General features: G+C 69.1%; 13 protein-coding genes. 7 read left to right on the top strand and 6 right to left on the bottom strand.

The genetic code is table 11. The features are described 5' to 3' along the window. Window positions 1–72: 72 nt before the first annotated feature. The gene (locus VET29_RS36240) at window positions 73–921 is read right to left on the bottom strand and encodes a type II CAAX endopeptidase family protein (protein ID WP_324929366.1); all 849 of its coding nucleotides are present in this window, start codon (window positions 919–921) and stop codon (window positions 73–75) included. A 558-nt stretch (window positions 922–1,479) separates the two neighbouring features. Here VET29_RS36240 and VET29_RS36245 point away from each other — a divergent pair. Continuing rightward, window positions 1,480–2,655 (top strand): sensor histidine kinase, encoded by a 1,176-nt coding sequence (locus VET29_RS36245; protein ID WP_324929368.1) that lies wholly within the window; start codon window positions 1,480–1,482, stop codon window positions 2,653–2,655. Next, window positions 2,652–2,792 (top strand): hypothetical protein, encoded by a 141-nt coding sequence (locus tag VET29_RS36250; protein WP_324929370.1) that lies wholly within the window; start codon window positions 2,652–2,654, stop codon window positions 2,790–2,792. Before VET29_RS36245 ends, VET29_RS36250 begins: the two co-directional genes overlap by 4 nt. Window positions 2,793–3,216: 424 nt before the next feature. Here the strand turns inward: VET29_RS36250 and VET29_RS36255 are convergent, their stop codons facing one another. The 4 genes from VET29_RS36255 to VET29_RS36270 form a co-directional block, all read right to left on the bottom strand. After that, window positions 3,217–3,507, bottom strand: a complete 291-nt coding sequence (locus VET29_RS36255; RefSeq protein ID WP_324929372.1) for a DUF4342 domain-containing protein — start codon at window positions 3,505–3,507, stop codon at window positions 3,217–3,219. A 461-nt stretch (window positions 3,508–3,968) separates the two neighbouring features. Further along, window positions 3,969–5,423: an arabinofuranosidase catalytic domain-containing protein gene (locus VET29_RS36260; protein WP_324929374.1), complete on the bottom strand. Its 1,455-nt coding sequence runs from the start codon at window positions 5,421–5,423 to the stop codon at window positions 3,969–3,971. A gap of 20 nt (window positions 5,424–5,443) precedes the next feature. Then, window positions 5,444–7,264 (bottom strand): RICIN domain-containing protein, encoded by a 1,821-nt coding sequence (locus VET29_RS36265; protein ID WP_324929376.1) that lies wholly within the window; start codon window positions 7,262–7,264, stop codon window positions 5,444–5,446. Window positions 7,265–7,388: 124 nt separating this feature from the next. Then, complete coding sequence (locus tag VET29_RS36270) at window positions 7,389–8,408, bottom strand: LacI family DNA-binding transcriptional regulator (RefSeq protein ID WP_324929378.1); 1,020 nt, start codon at window positions 8,406–8,408, stop codon at window positions 7,389–7,391. A 138-nt stretch (window positions 8,409–8,546) separates the two neighbouring features. Here VET29_RS36270 and VET29_RS36275 point away from each other — a divergent pair, with 138 nt between their 5' ends. The 5 genes from VET29_RS36275 to VET29_RS36295 all read left to right on the top strand — a co-directional run bounded on the left by VET29_RS36275 (window position 8,547) and on the right by VET29_RS36295 (window position 13,663). Then, complete coding sequence (locus tag VET29_RS36275; protein ID WP_324929381.1) at window positions 8,547–9,776, top strand: sugar ABC transporter substrate-binding protein; 1,230 nt, start codon at window positions 8,547–8,549, stop codon at window positions 9,774–9,776. Continuing rightward, window positions 9,776–10,657: a sugar ABC transporter permease gene (locus tag VET29_RS36280; protein WP_324929383.1), complete on the top strand. Its 882-nt coding sequence runs from the start codon at window positions 9,776–9,778 to the stop codon at window positions 10,655–10,657. Before VET29_RS36275 ends, VET29_RS36280 begins: the two co-directional genes overlap by 1 nt. Next, a complete protein-coding gene (locus tag VET29_RS36285) occupies window positions 10,654–11,466 on the top strand; it encodes a carbohydrate ABC transporter permease (RefSeq protein WP_324929384.1) in 813 nt (270 codons plus the stop codon). Before VET29_RS36280 ends, VET29_RS36285 begins: the two co-directional genes overlap by 4 nt. Window positions 11,467–11,476: 10 nt before the next feature. Further along, on the top strand, window positions 11,477–13,174 hold the full coding sequence (locus tag VET29_RS36290) for an amylo-alpha-1,6-glucosidase (RefSeq protein ID WP_324929386.1): 1,698 nt from the start codon (window positions 11,477–11,479) through the stop codon (window positions 13,172–13,174). A gap of 105 nt (window positions 13,175–13,279) precedes the next feature. Beyond that, window positions 13,280–13,663 carry a hypothetical protein gene (locus tag VET29_RS36295; protein WP_324929388.1) on the top strand — a complete coding sequence of 128 codons (384 nt, stop codon included), beginning with the start codon at window positions 13,280–13,282 and terminating at the stop codon, window positions 13,661–13,663. Window positions 13,664–13,705: 42 nt separating this feature from the next. On the opposite strand, the gene VET29_RS36300 is transcribed toward VET29_RS36295, so the two are convergent. Next, on the bottom strand, window positions 13,706–14,908 hold the full coding sequence (locus tag VET29_RS36300; RefSeq protein WP_324929390.1) for a cytochrome P450: 1,203 nt from the start codon (window positions 14,906–14,908) through the stop codon (window positions 13,706–13,708). Window positions 14,909–15,335 lie beyond the last annotated feature (427 nt).

A 15,335-nucleotide genomic window follows, 5' to 3' on the forward strand; every position in this document is an offset into this window, starting at 1 on the left:
AGCGTGGCGGCGCTGGCGAGTCCATGGTCGGACCAGGGCGAGAGGGTGCCGGCCAGCCCGAGGACACTCCTCTCACCGTCCTGTTGGGACAATTGTGGGACGCCGGAGCACCCGGCCCTTCCGGATCGAGTACCGGAGCAGGAGTGTGGCGGCCACCAGGCTGGACACGATGCCGGCCGCTCCCGCCTCCGGGCCGAACGAGCCTCCCGTCAGGGCCGCTGGGCCCGACAGGGTCGTCTGGATCAGACTGCCGAACTCGCTCGTCTTTCCCGACACCGCCGTGCCGAATCCCGCCTCCGCCACGTTCCACGCGAAATGGACGCCGATCGGCAGCCACAGCGCCCCGGTCGCGACGTACGCCGCCGCCAGCATCAGCCCACCCTGCAGCATGATCGCCACGGCGCCCCACACCATCGCTCCCGTGCTCGCCTCCGAGATGCCAGCGAGGTGTATCAACCCGAACAGCACCGCCGACGCCGTCAGCGCGATCCACGTCCCGAACCGCTCCTCCGTGATGCGGAACACGATTCCCCGGAACACCACCTCCTCCGTGACCGCCGCGCACGCCATCATCCCCAGCGTCGCCACAAACTTCCACGGGGTACCCGCCGACACCTGCCACCCGCCGAACACCAGGATGATCAGCATCGTGACGACGAACGCGCCCGCTCCCATCACGCTTCCCCACACCAGGCCGGAAACCGCACGGTCCCTCGGTAGCTCCACAATGGACTGTCGCCGCTCCACGTACCTGCTCAGCCTCACGTAGCAGAACAGCGTCACCGCCGAGACGGCCACGCCCACCACCAGGTCCACGATCCCGGTGTCGCTCAGCGCCACCGTCAGCTGCTGCGCCAGTGCCATCACGACCAGCATCGCCACGAGCAGCACGGGAACGCGCCACCTCCGCAACCAAGACATGTCGATTTTCCCTTCTTCGTAACCAAGAATCATGGGGCGCGGTCAGGACATGTCCCGCGCCGCCGACGTTCCCGCGTCAGGAACGCCACCGTCGCCTCGTCCGCGCACCTCGAACCCGTGCCGCACATGAGTGCCCACCGTGTCCACGCCGACGAAATCCGACCCGTGAACCCAGCGCCCCGCACATCCCAGACCCGGTCTCCCATGACCAGAAAGCGCACGGCCAGACGTTCCGGGCATCCCGGCGCTAGCAAGCCGAGAGCCGCCGGCGCCATTCCTTCGGGCAGCTCGGCCGTTGTCTGCCAACTCCGGGCAGGCGCCCCAGGTGATCCGGGCCGGGCGTTGACCGGCTGGGAGGTCAGGTGCGGGCTCGGCGCAGGCCGCCGTGGCCGCTGTTCGGGCGAGGACGAGCAGTCAGCGCGTGAACATGGTGAATGCCCTCCGGTTTTCCGTGCTGTCGCGGGGATGACGGAAAGATAGGAGGACCGGCCCCTGCCGTGAGTCACCATGAAGGGGACATCGGCAAGTAGCTCGGACGGGGGACACTAGGCTCCGCGCATGCCGACGACCTGGGTCACCGAACGGTTGCGGACAGTGCGTGACTGGTGGCGTGCCTACAACCCCGCGGTGTGGGACCGATGGCTCGCCGCCCTGTTCGTCGTGCTGGCCTTCGTGCCGGCGCTGTCGCGCATGGGCGCGGAGTTCGGTGACCTGCCGAGACGGCCGGCCGACGCGTTCTCGGTCGTCCTCGTCCTGGCGGCGACGCTGCCGCTCGCCGTGCGCCACCGGTGGCCCCTCGTGTGCCTGGTGTTCGTCGGCCTGTCCTTCGCGGTCTACGAGTCGATGGCCTACCAGCCGCAGTTCAGCACGGTGACCGTGTACATCGCGCTGTACTCCGCCGGCGCGCGTCAGGAGCGGTTCCGGCACGCGACCGCCGCCGCGGCGACCGGCGCGTTCGTCGTGTTGTGCCTGGTGCTGACCGCGCTCGGAACGCCGGACGGGCTGGTCGCGTTCCTGCTCTTCTACTCGATCTTCGTATTTTTCTGGGTGCTCGGCACGTTCGTACGGCAGCGGCGAGCCGACGAAGCCAAACGCCGGCGCCTAGCCGCAGTAGCCGCGACCGCCACCGAACGGGCGCGGATCGCACGGGAGCTACACGACGTGGTCACCCACCACGTCACCGCGATCGTCGTACAGAGCGACGCGACACGATTCCTCGTCGACTCCCCGGACCGCGTCATCGACGCCCTCGACGCCATGGGCGGAACCGGACGACAGGCACTCGCCGAACTGCGCTACCTACTCGACGTACTGGAAGCGACCGGCGAGTCAGGCGTCCCGGTCCAGCGCACCGTGCGGGACCTCGTCGAACAAACCCGGCTGGCCGGACAACCCGTCAAACTGATCGAGGACGGCGACCCACCCGCACTCTCCGCCAAAGTGGGACTCGCGGTGTACCGAGTGGTGCAAGAAGGACTGACCAACGCAGTGAAATACGCCACCGGACAACCCACCGAAGTACACACCACCTACCGAGACGGCCGGATCGAGGTGGCGGTGACCACCGCACCTGCGCTGGTCACCGCAGGCGCACCAGCGGGGCCGTCGGGCGGGCGAGGCCTGAAGGGACTACGCGAGCGGATCACGACACTCGGCGGCGGGTTGACGGCAGGCGAGCAGCCAGACGGCCGCTTCCGCGTACACGCCGCGATCCCGATCACCGGGGACGCGTGACCACTCGGCTGCTGATCGGTGAGGACCAGGAACTCGTCCGCACCGGCTACGCCACAGACTTCGACGCGCAGCCAGACAATGTTCGCGAAATCAACAACCTGCAAATATACCTTCTCCTCGGCACCCGCGAAGAATAGACACCCCCCGGCTCTACAGGCAGGAAAGCGACTGCCGAACTTGACCCCAACCCTAAATCTACGGCCGCCCACATAATGGACCCGAGACCATTTCCTATATAAGTGGTGCGTATTTCGATACCACCTCAGCGTTCAGGCCACGTTGATGCCTGACGGGTGCCGGCCGGGTCCTGTGGGGCAAGCGCGCCGAGGTCGCCAGTTCCGCAGGACGGCAAGCAACCTGCGACGACTGCAGCAGCGGCTGTCTGTCGGGCTGGACAAGCCGGAGCTCACAGCTCACGTGGAGCCGGTCGTCGCCCAGTACACCGAACGCGCCCCGCCACTTCGAGTCTGCGTTCACCACGCACTCGATCACGCCCCTATTCCCGATACTCACTGCGGTGCCGTCGTCACCAGGGACGACGGCACCAGCCGCGGCTACCGCCTAGACCTGCTCGCCGTCGACCGTCGTCGCCGGCTGGGCACCGGGCCTGCGACGATCCTCGAGCTTGATCTCGCACTTGCCCACCAGCGCCACACCGGCACCGATCGTCGTGGCCACCGGAGCGGCCAACGCGGCCACCACCCCGAGAGCCACCGGCACCTCCAACACCACGTCGTCCTTGCTGTCCCGCACGACCACCCGACGGTTGATGCCCCCGCTGACCAGCCCGCGCACGGCGTCGACCACCGAGTCGACGGCGGAACGGGTGTACTCAGGCTCGGACTCGCTCATGACTCTCCTCGAACTGCGGATTCCCTGTACGACTCCAGCCTGCCCGTGACCAGACGCCGTGCCATCAGGGTTTCCCCCTGACCTCCACCTGATTCGACCCTCAGGGCCGTGAAGGGCCACCTCGGCCCCTGCCCGAACAGGAGGCCGCGACCCACGCCCGAATGGTTCACCAGCACCGAACCGACCCAGGCGCGGCCCCGCACAGCGTCGCCACCACGCCCGGCGGCACCAGGCCTGGATCCGGATCGACGACGGACGACGCGCTGATTCCATCTCATGACCGGCGCGGCCCCGGCGGCCGCCGCCGCCCGAGCCGCCGCAGTCCACCTGGACAACACCCTGGAGGACCACCGCCGGGAAATCCGGCGCCGCGTCTTCGGCCGACGGCGGGCACACCTGTCATCCACGGCGTGCCCGCCTCGGGAAATCGCGACAGCCGTGGTCGTCCAGCGACCCCATGGTCAATTGCGTAGGGTCCATTGTTGGTTGGCGCCGCCGTTGCACGACCAGAGGATGATCTTCGTGCCGCTGGCGGCGCCGGCGCCGTTGGCGTCCAGGCAGAGGCCGGACTGCACGCCGGTGATGGTGCCGTTCGAGTTGACGTTCCACTGCTGGTTCGCCTGGCTGTGGCAGTCCCAGATGATCACCTGGGTGCCGTTGGTGGTGCCCTGACCGTTGGCGTCGATGCACTTGTTGCCGTACACCCGCAGTCCACGGTCGGCCGTGGAGGTCCAACGCTGCCGGTCGACGCTCTGGCAGTCCGCCAGCTGCACCTGGGTTCCGTTGGCGGTGGAGCTGTTCGGGACCTCGACACACCGGCCGGACTGCCCGCCCACGATCTGGGCGCTCTGCTGCGGGTTGCTGCCGGGCGGCGCGTACCGGGCGGCCGTGATGTTGGCCTGCACGGCCTCCTCGGTGGCGTTCGACGGGTACCCGGAGGTCAGGACGCCCTCGTAGAAGGTACCGGCACCGGAGATGCTGTTGTCCCCGCCGATGCCGAGCAGGATCGCCCCCTGCTTCTTCATCGGGTGGTAGCCGTTGGGGCGCCGCCCGTCGTACACGGTCGACAATCCACCCGACTGCGCGTTCCCGCTCCGAATGGCCCAGTGGTTCGACTCGCCCTTGACGATGGCGGTCACGAAGCGGTGGTTGACGGGCGGGTTCGGGTTGTAGCCCGCGTTCACGCCGGAGAACAGCCCCCACTCCAGGTCGGCCATGACCCAGGGGCCCGAGCCGTCCCCGTAACCCCACTGCCGGTCGGCTCCGAAGTAGACGGTCTCCATGATGGCGGGCTCGGTGGCCAGGTTGGTCGTCTGCGCGTTGCCATAGTCGAAACAGCACCAGTTGTTGTAGTGCACGCCGTCGACGACCGCGTAGATGCCCTCCGGCTGGTCACCGGTCGCGACGCCGTTCGTCCTGTTGTTGCGGTAGCCGGTGCCAGGTGAGATGTAGACGCCGTACGCCTTCTGCCCGCCGACGGTGACCGGCGCCGCCGTCGCGACGGCGAGGTTGTCGTACCCGCCGGGAGCGGGGCCCTGGAAGCCGCCCGGGGGCGCTTGTGTGAGGTGGTTGCCCCGGCCGGACTGGTCGTAGATGACCGTGATGAGGCACGTCGTGCCGGAGCAGAACGAGTCCTGGGTGGCGGCGTTGGCCGTACCGCCCACGCCGAGCACGCCGATGTCCCGCGTCGCGTTGTCCGACGACCGCCTGACCTGGTAAAGCGCGCCGTTGTACGAGCCGTACAGCGCGCGGGTGGTGCTGTGCGCGGCCACGCACGGCGTGCCGCCCGACGCATAGATGTCGCACGGTCCGGTCGTGGCGGCCTGGGCTTCGGGCACCACAGACGTTCCCACGGCGAAGGCCAACGCGAACGTCGTCGCGACGGCGGCCGTGAGTCGGCCGAATCGGCTTCCCATGTCGGTCGAGTCCCTTCTCGTCAACGGCCCAGGAGTCGCCAGGTCTGGTTGAGTGGGCTGCTCTGGTTGACCGGCTTGCAGGTCCATTGGATGATCGGGGCGCGTGCGGTGGTGGAGACGCCGTTGACGTCGACGCACTTGCCGCTGTGCCGGGCGACGAGCTGGTAGTCGTGCGCGTCGTTGCCCGAGTAGGTCACCCTGCGCAGCGTGAACTGCTGGCTGGTACTGCCGTCGCAGCTCCGCTGGACAACGGTGGCACCGTCCGAAGTGGACGCATCGGTGACGTTGAGGCACTTGCCGGACTGCTGGTTGACCACGGTGTACGTGTCGGCGACACCGGACACCGGCTGGAAGTTCCACAGCTGTTGGTCCCCGCCCTCGCAGGGGAACTGCTGCTGCTGGTTGCCGTCCGATGTGGACAGGTTCGTGTTGTCAAGGCACTGTTGGGAGTGCTGGACGACGGCGACGGACTGGAAGCTGCTCTGCGACGGCGGCAGCAGAGTGATGGTGTAGGTGTCGTCCGCGTTGGCGTGCGGCACGTTCACCGTGGTCGCGTTGCCGGACAGGGTCACTACTGAGTTCTGGACCGTGACCGGCCCCGCCACGGCGTCACCGCCGCTGTACGGGACGCGTTGCACGATGACCCGTACCTGGTTGTTCTGCACGATCCCGCTGGTGGTGTCCAGGCGTTGCAGGGAGACCGCGACGTTGCCGGTGGTGCGGCCCCCGCCGACCAGGACCTTGGCGACGCCGGAGTCCTTGGTGGCGAAGCCGTCGTAGTTCTGGCTCGGTGTGACGGACGCGATCTGCCCGGTCTGCGAACCGTAGAACCGGTACACCCACCACTCCCCCTTCGGCAGCTGTCCGGCCGAGGTACGGACGAGCAGGCTCGCGAGGTCGTTGTGCAGGTTCCCGCCGCCGGCCCAGTTGGCGCGCAGACCGTCGGCGCCGGCCCGTTCGAGCCGCGCGATGTACCAGGAGCCGTCGCCCGGGTTCTGCTCGTTGGACGCCGCGTACTCGTTGATCTGGTACGGCCGCGGATGCGCGATGCCGCGCGCGTTGAGAGAGGAGTTCGCCGCCGCCACGTTCGCCACCGGGTCACTCGGGAGGCTGTGCCAGCTGACGATGTCGGGCACGACGTTGTTGGCACGCACGTAGTCCAGGTACTGGGTCCACCAGCCGGTCGAGGTCGTCGGCACCCCGGCCAGGCTCGGCCCGACGATCAGCTGCGACGGGAACGCGGCCCGCACACGCTGGTACGTGCGCCGCCACAGCTCGAAGTACTGGGACTGCGGCCGGTTCCAGAATATCGAGATGTTGGGCTCGTTCCACAGGTCCCACTGCACCGGAGCACCCGTGTTGCGCGCGTCGCTGATCAGGCGGGTCAGGAAGTTGTCGTAGTCGGTCCAGTCGCCGTTGTCGCCGGGAAACCGCGAGATCGGGTAACCGTCCGCACCCCACAGGTCGTGCACGAGCAGGATGAACTCACCACCGAGCGACCGGGTACGCAGCAGCTGAGCGCGAGTCGCGTTCCATCGGCGGTCGTACTTCCCGGACACCCACCCGCCGGGACTGTCCAGCTGGGCGCCACCCGCACGCATATAGCGGAACTTGACGTCCTTGAAGAAATGGTCCGCGGGCGCCGCGGCATTCTCGGTCATGCCATAGATCCAGCCGGACGCCCGGTAAGTCGGACTGGCGCCGGCTGAGGAGAAGTTGGCGGAGATGGACTCGTCCGCCGCCTGAGCGGGGCCGGCGGAAGCCACGAGGGCCCCGGCGACCAGCGCGCCGGCGGTGACGAGCGTCGCGAGGGCGCGACGAAACCCGGGTGTGATGTCCACGCGTGGCTCCTTCGACAGGCAGGGACGGGGTCGATAGCACACGGGTCGAACCGGTTCGATTGATTGGTCACCGTACGCGCTGAACGCTGCTGAACGCAACGCGTAACCAAGTCGAACCGGTTGGTCAGAATTGGGGGCGACGGAGCGCGCCGGTGCTCGACCGCAGGGAGATCGGCGGTTCCAGGAGCGCGTGGCGGGGCGTGGCGCCCGGATCCGCGATTCGCTCCATCAGCAGTTCCACGGCGAGCCGCGCCATCTCCTCGGCGGGCACGTCGGCGGCGGTCAGCGGTGGGTGGAAGTCCTCGGCGAGGCGGTCGGCGATGACCCCGGTGACCGAGAAGTCGGACGGCACGTCGAGGCCGGCGCGGTGCAGGGCCCGCTCCAGACCGGGCAGTGCCGCCTCGTTGATCGTCACCGCCGCGGTCACCTCCGGCCACGTGGTGTGGATCTCCTCGAAGCCCGCCAGGCCCGCGGCCGGCTCGTCGGCGCAGCACACGACATGCCCGGACAGGCCGCGCTGCGCGGCCGCCGCCAGGAAGGCGTCCGTCGCGCGTGCCGCGGGGCCGTAGCCGGCGGCCACCAGCTCAGGCGACCGGCTGACCAACACGACGTGCTCGTGACCGAGGTCGGCCAGGTGGTGCACGCAGCGCCGGACCAGGGCCGCGTAGTCCACGTCCACCCACCACGACGCGCCGGGGTGCTCGACGTGGCCGATGGTCACGAACGGCAGCGCGCTCTGCCTGAGCCGGACGACCCTCGGGTCGTCCAGGAGGATCTCCATCAGGATCACGCCGTCCACCCGGCGGCCGGTGACCATCCGCTCGAACGACCGGTCGTGGTCTCCCCCGCTGGGTGAGAGCAGGACATCGAGGTCGTGGGTCGCGGCGGCCTCGACCACGGAGGCGACGAAGCCGAGCTGCGCGTTGGTCAATCGCCTGCTGGCTGGCGGGATCACCAGGCCAAGGGTGCGGGTTCGGCCCTCGGCGAGCGCGCGGGCGCTGGCGTTGGGCCGGTAGCCAAGCTCGGCGATGACCTCGTTGATCCGCCGGGCGGTCGCCGTCGACACCGGCCGTTTGCCGGACAGCGCGTAGGACACCGTGCTGCGGGACACGCCGGCACGCTTGGCGATCTCTCCGATGTTCACCCGCGCGCTCCATCCAACCGGTTCGACGATCCGTCGATGATATGCCGACCGCCGTCTTGTGCTACCCCGGCCAGGTGGTTATGTTGGCGCAGTCCGGCTAGGTCGAACCGGTTCGACCACGGTAGTCGAGGAGTGTCGATGAAGCGCTCACCAATCACCGGCCGCCTGGTCACGACACTCGTCGCGGCCGGGCTGACCGCGTCCGCCTGCTCAGGGGCGCCGGCCGCCGACGACGGCACGTTCACGGTGTGGGACCCGTACCCACAGTTCGACAACAGCTCCGACTGGGTCAAGGTGATCGAGCAGTGCGGCACCAAGGCCGGGGTGAAGATCACCCGGCAGGGCTACGACACCACGGACCTGACCAACAAGGTGCTGCTGGCCGCACAGCAGGGCGCCGCGCCGAACGTGCTCGTCGTCGACAACCCTGTCGTGTCCACGCTCGCCGGCGCGGGCGTGCTGAAGTCCAACAAGGACAGTGGGCTGGACGCGTCATCGGCGGCACCGAACCTGGTCGCCGCGGCCAAGACCGGTGGCCAGACCTATGGTGTCCCGATCGGCGCGAACACCCTGGCGTTGTACTACAACAAGGCGGTACTCACCGCGGCGGGCGTCGACCCGGCGGCCATCAAGGACTGGGCCGGCCTCGACGCGGCGCTGGCCAAGGTCACCGCGGCCGGCAAGAAGGGCATCACGTTCTCCGCGATCGGCACCGAGGAGGGCACGTTCCAGTTCCTGCCGTGGTTCTGGGGCGCGGGCGCGGAGCTGACCGACCTGTCCTCCGCCGACGCCTCTGCCGCACTCGAGCTGTGGAAGTCGTGGCTGGACAAGAAGTACGCGCCGAACTCGGTCATCAACAACACGCAGACCACGAGCTGGCAGGAGTTCGCGACCGGCGAGTACGCCTTCGCCGAGAACGGCACCTGGCAGCTGCAGAACGCCGAGAAGGCGGGCTTCGAGTACGGCGTCATCCCGATCCCGTCGCGCACCGGCGGTGTCGCGCCTGCCCCGACCGGCGGTGAGTTCGTCACCGTGCCCGACCAGGGCAACTCGGACGCCGAGGCGAAAGCCGCCAAGATCGCCGACTGCCTCACCGCCCCGAAGAACGTGCTGACCACCGACACCGCGCTGACCTATGTGTCCGCGGTGGAATCGGTGCAGAAGCAACAGGTCAGCAAGGCCGCGGACTTCAAGGTGTGGGTCGACGCGGTCAGCTCGGCAAGGGGCCGCACGAGCGACGGGCTCGGCACGCGCTACCCGCGGATCTCCGAGCAGTTGTGGAAGGCCATGCAGGCGGCACTGACCGGCTCGAAGTCGCCGAAGGACGCACTGTCGGACGCCCAGACGGCCGCGGCGAAGGCGAAGTAGTGCTCCGTACCCGGCTCGCTGGCTGGGCCTTTCTTCTCCCGCTCGTCGCCTACCTTCTGGCGTGCTACGCGTACCCGCTGCTGACCACCGTCGACCTGAGCGTCCGCGACTACACCGTCCGCACCTTCGTGCACGGCGGCGCGCCATTGATCGGGATCGGCAACTACCTGACGGTGTTCGCCGACCCCACGTTCGGCACGGCGTTGCTCAACACGACCGTGTTCACCGTGGCATCGCTGGTATTCCAGTACGGCATCGGCCTGGCGCTGGCGGTGTTCTTCGCCCGCAACTTCCGGCTGTCCGCGACGCTGCGGGCGCTGTTCCTGGTGCCGTGGCTGCTGCCGCTGATCGTGTCCGCGTCCACCTGGGCGTGGATGCTCAACAGTGAGACCGGCCTGGTCAACGCGCTCCTCACGGCGGTCGGGCTCGACCCAGTGAACTGGCTGACCGCGCCGGGGTGGTCGCTGGTGGCCGTCACCGTCGCCAACATCTGGATCGGCGTCCCGTTCAACCTCGTCGTGCTCCACAGTGGACTCAAGAACATCCCGGCGCAGGTGTACGAGGCGTCCGCACTGGACGGTGCCGGCGCGTGGCAGACGTTCCGCCACGTCACCTTCCCCATGCTGCGACCGGTTTCCGCGGTCACGCTGCTGCTCGGACTGGTCTACACGCTCAAGGTGTTCGACATCATCTGGATCATGACTCGCGGCGGCCCGAACGGCTCGTCCACCACGCTCGCCACCTGGTCCTACGAGCTCGGCTTCGGCAGCATGCTGCCCCGGTTCGGCCCGAGCGCCGCGGTGGGCAACGTGCTCATCCTGATCGCCGTGGTCGCCGGCCTGCTCTACCTTCGCCTCCAGCGCCGGCAGGAGGCGGGATGAGCAGGTTCTCCTGGCGCACCGCCGTCGGTCTGGTGCTCACGGCCGTGATGCTCTTCCCGGTCTACTGGATGGTCAACGTCTCGCTCACACCGGCGGACCGGATGCGGATCTCGCCACCCGACTTCTTCCCCACCGCACCCGCGTTCGACGGGTACGCGCGGGTGCTCGCCGAGCAGCTGCCCTACTTCGCGACGAGCCTGCTGGTCGCGTCGGGCACCGTGGTCCTGACCTTGGCACTGGCCGCGCCCGCGGCGTACGCACTGGCGAAGCTACGGCCGAAGGGCCGCCGCGTGCTGGAGTTCCTGCTGCTCGTCGCGCAGATGATCCCCGGCATCATCATGGCGTTGGGGCTCTACAGCGTCTACGTCCGCCTCGGCGTCACGAACACGGTGTGGGGCCTGATCTTCGCCGACGCCACGATCGCCGTCCCGTTCGCGGCCCTCATCCTGACCTCCTTCATGGCGTCGGTTCCCGACGAGTTGGTGGCCGCGGCGCGGATCGACGGCGCCGGCGCGCTCCGCACGTTCTGGTCGATCGTGCTTCCCCTCAGCCGCAACGGGATCGTCACCGCGGCATTGTTCTCGTTCCTGTGGGCGTGGTCGGACTTCGTGTTCGCCACGACACTGGACGGCGGCGGCGCGCTGCAGCCGTTGACCCTCGGCATCTACCGCTACATCGGCAACAACAACCAGGAGTGGAACGCGATCATGGCCACCGCCGTGGTCGCGTCCGTGCCCGCCACCGTCCTGCTCGTGCTCGCCCAGCGTTTCGTCGCGGCCGGCATCACCGCGGGCGCGGTCCGGGACTGAAAGGGGCGTCGTGGACGAGTTCTCGGTACGGGAAATACCGTTCAGCCACAAGGGTTCGTGGTTCGGACTGTCCCCCGTGGTCGCCCAGGCCACCTACGCGGACGACCTCCACCTCGTGTCGCACCGCAACGGCATGCACGCGGTGCTCCGCCTGGTGCCCCTGGCGGACGGTGCCCGCGTGCCGGCCGAGGTGACGGCGACCCCGGCGGTGCTGACGTGGTCGGCTGGCCGGGGACGGGTGGCGGCGGCGTTCGAGTCCCCCTCGGCGCTGCGGATCGCCGGGCACGGCCTGGCTCTGCGCGTCGACGCGGCCGCCCCGATCCTGACACCGTTCTCCGGCACCTACCTCGTCGCCGACCCGGTCACGTCCGCGTACGTCTTCACCTCCTACGAGACCGGCCACCGCTACCGCGTGACCAGCCTGTCCGGCGCCGTGTCGGTGACCGGCGCGGCCGCGCTCGGGTCCGCCGACCGCGCGGTCGTGCTCGGCGCGGACGGCGGCGACTGGGAGGTGGTCCTCGAGGAGCTGACCACGACCCGGGCGGCCGCCACCGGCCGGACGCCGTTCGACGAGGTGGTCGCGGCGGCCGGGCGCGCCTTCGGCGCGTTCGCCGACGCGGTCGCGCCGTGGCGGGGCGACCGGACCCCGGCGGCCGAGCTGGCCTGCTACGTCCTGTGGTCGGCGACCGTGGCGCCCGGCGGGTTCGTCGGGCGGCCCGGCGTGCTGATGTCCAAGCACTGGATGGACAAGATCTGGAGCTGGGACCACTGCTTCAACGCGCTGGCGCTCGCCTCCGGCGCCCCCGACCTCGCCTGGGACCAGCTGCAGGTGCTGTTCGACCACCAGACCGAGGAGGGCGCGCTGCCCGACTCCGTCACCCACGCCGAGGTCCTGTACAACTTCGTCAAGCCGCCGATCCACGGCTGGGCCGTCGCCCGCCTGCGTGAGCGGCTCCCGGACGGGCTGCCGGACCTGCCGCTCGTCTACCGGCAGCTGTCCGCGTGGACGACCTTCTGGCTCGACCACCGCCGGGTCGCCGGGCAGCCGTTCCCCCACTACGAGCACGGCAACGACAGCGGGTGGGACAACGCCACCGTGTTCGACCAGGACCGGCCCGTGCGGACCGCGGACCTCGGCGCGTTCCTGGTGCTCCAGATGCGGGAGCTGTCGCGGCTGGCCACCGACCTCGGCAACGCGGCCGCCGCCGCCCGCTGGGACCACGAGGCCGCCGCGATGCACACCGCGCTGCTGACGACCCTGTGGCAGGGCACGGCCTTCACCAGCCACGCGGCCGACGGCTTCCCCCGCACGACGGCGAGCCTCCTGGACCTCATGCCAATCGTCCTGGGCACCGACCTGCCCGCCACCGTGCGGACGGCCATGACCACCGCCGTGGCCGGCCACCTGACCCCTGTCGGTCTGGCGACCGAGCGGCCCGACTCCCCGCACTACGAGGCCGACGGCTACTGGCGCGGCCCAGTCTGGGCCCCCGCCACCATCCTCGTCGAGGACGGCCTCCGCCGCGGCGGCGCGATCGACCTCGCCGACCAGGTCAGCACCCGTTTCCGAGCCGCGTGCGAGAAGTCCGGCTTCGCCGAGAACTTCGACGCCCTCACCGGCGAGGGCCTCCGCGACCGCGCCTACACCTGGACCGCCAGCGCCTACCTCCTCCTCGCCGCGGACGCGGAGGCCAGGCTCCTCCCCTAGCCTGACCGCGATCAGCGTTCTCGCGAAGGTCCCGTATCTGGGGCCCAGCAAGCACTGTGGGCGGCGACCTCCTTGCCGCGGCGTTACACAGGCCGTGCCAGAGAGGTGACCACCGCACTCACCGGCAAGGCCGTCTACCCGCAGCTGAACCGTCATGTCATTGCGCCGCCGGCCGCCTTTACGGCGCCCTCCGCGTCTCAGCGTTCGTCGCGCTGCTCGCCGGGCGCCGCGGTGTCTACCGCCGCCCTGCACAGCAATCGCCACCCGGCGTCGCGTCGGCGGCGTGCGTCCTCGGTCGAACTGATCGCGAAGCCGGAGACCATCGACAAGAAGACCGAGGCCGCGGACAGAGATCTCCGCGAACTGGTGATCACCCGCGGCTCCACGCTGCTCGACCCGCACGGGATCGGGCCGTCCGGCGCCGCGCGGCTGCTGGCCGACGTAGGTGACATCCACCGGTTCGGCAACCGTGACCGATTCGCGTCCTGAACCAGTGTGTCCGGACCGAAGGAGCAGACAACGAACCGGGATTCACCACGTGATCAGGAGCCGCCGCAGTCCTCGGGTCAGGCTCTCGGGCTGCCACGCCAACTCATCGTCCCGCTCGGCCACCCGTAGGCCGGGCATCCTGGTCACCAGGGCGTGCAACGCGACCTGCAGTTCCATCCTGGCCAGCGGCGCGCCGAGACAGAAATGCACACCCCGGCCGAACGACAGGTGGTGGGCCGCCTCGCGGCGGTCCACGTCGAACCGGTCTGGATCGGGGAAGACGGCAGGGTCCCGGTTGGCTGCGTTCACGACCGGGAACACCGTGGTGCCGGCTTCGACGGTCTGGCCGGAGAATTCCACGTCCTCACGGGCCATTCGTGGCTGCCCGGCGTGTCCCAGGGCAACGACCCGGAGCAGTTCCTCGACCGCGTTCGGCACCAGGTCCGGCGCCGCCACCAGGCGTGCCCACTGGTCCGGGTGGTGGGACAACAACAGTACGGACTTGGCCAGCTGAGCCATGGTGGTCTCCTGGCCGGCGCCGATCAGTAGCATCACGGTGATCAGCAGTTCGGCTTCGCTGAGCCGATCGCCATCCTCGTCGTGCACCTGGACCAGTCTGGAGAGCAGGTCGTCGCCGGGGTGGTGACGCTTGCGCTCGATCAACCCGAGCAGGTGCGACGCGGCGACGGCGCCGGTCACCGCGAACGCCTCCTGATCGAACGTGGTGGTGATGGACATGGCTTCGATGAAGGCGAGCAGGGGTTCGCGCTCGTCGTGGGCGATGCCGAGCAGTTCGCAGATCACGATGCCGGGCAGCGGTTCGGCCAGCGCACTGACCAGGTCCGCCGGCGGTCCGGCGGCCAGCATCTGATTCATCAGGCTGGTCGCGACCGTCTCCACTCTCGGCCGCAGGAGTTCCACGTTGCCGATGGTGAACGCCTTGGCCACCAAACGACGAAGTCTCGTGTGATCGGGTGGGTCCATGTTCGGCATCATTTCCGGTGACTGCAGGCCGGGGACGATGGTGGGTGCCTCCGGTGTCGCCAGCGCGGCGCGGCTCATCCTGGGATCGGACATCGCGCGCTGGACGTCGTCATAGCGGGTGACCAACCGGACCTCATGCCCGCTGGCCAACCGGACCAAGGGCACCGGGTCGGTGTGCAGCATCCGGATCGCCTCGGCGGGCGGGTCTGTCGAGGGCGGTGCATCGAACGGGAACAGTGGTGGTTGACCGTGCGCTGTCATCGCGCTCTCCCGTTGCCGTGTCGAAGCGACGATGGCCTGGTGTGCCCTCGACAGTGTGATCCACTTCTGTTCGGCCTGTAAAGGTCTCGCGTGCCGAGAGTCGCGGACGCGGCCGGACGTGGTGGGTTTGAGTTCACGTCGTCGTACGTGCGGTTGACGCAGTGCTGACAACATCGGCCCGGTCGCGACTGCTCTCGACCACACGTACGTTGGCCGTAACGGACATCAGCAGCGTCACCTGCGGCGTGAGCGCGTGGAAGGAATCGACGGTTTCGTGACGGCAGCCGAATCCGCCGGCGTCCGGCACGTGGTACTGCTATCGACCGGGTCTGTCATCCACCCGGACGCCGCGCGCGACCCGATCGCCCGGGCACATCGCCGTCGAGTCCGCCCTCGAGAACTCCAGCCTGGTGTGGACATTCATCCG

It is taken from the genome of Actinophytocola sp., assembly GCF_035634895.1.
In the GTDB taxonomy this organism is placed as follows: domain Bacteria; phylum Actinomycetota; class Actinomycetes; order Mycobacteriales; family Pseudonocardiaceae; genus Actinophytocola.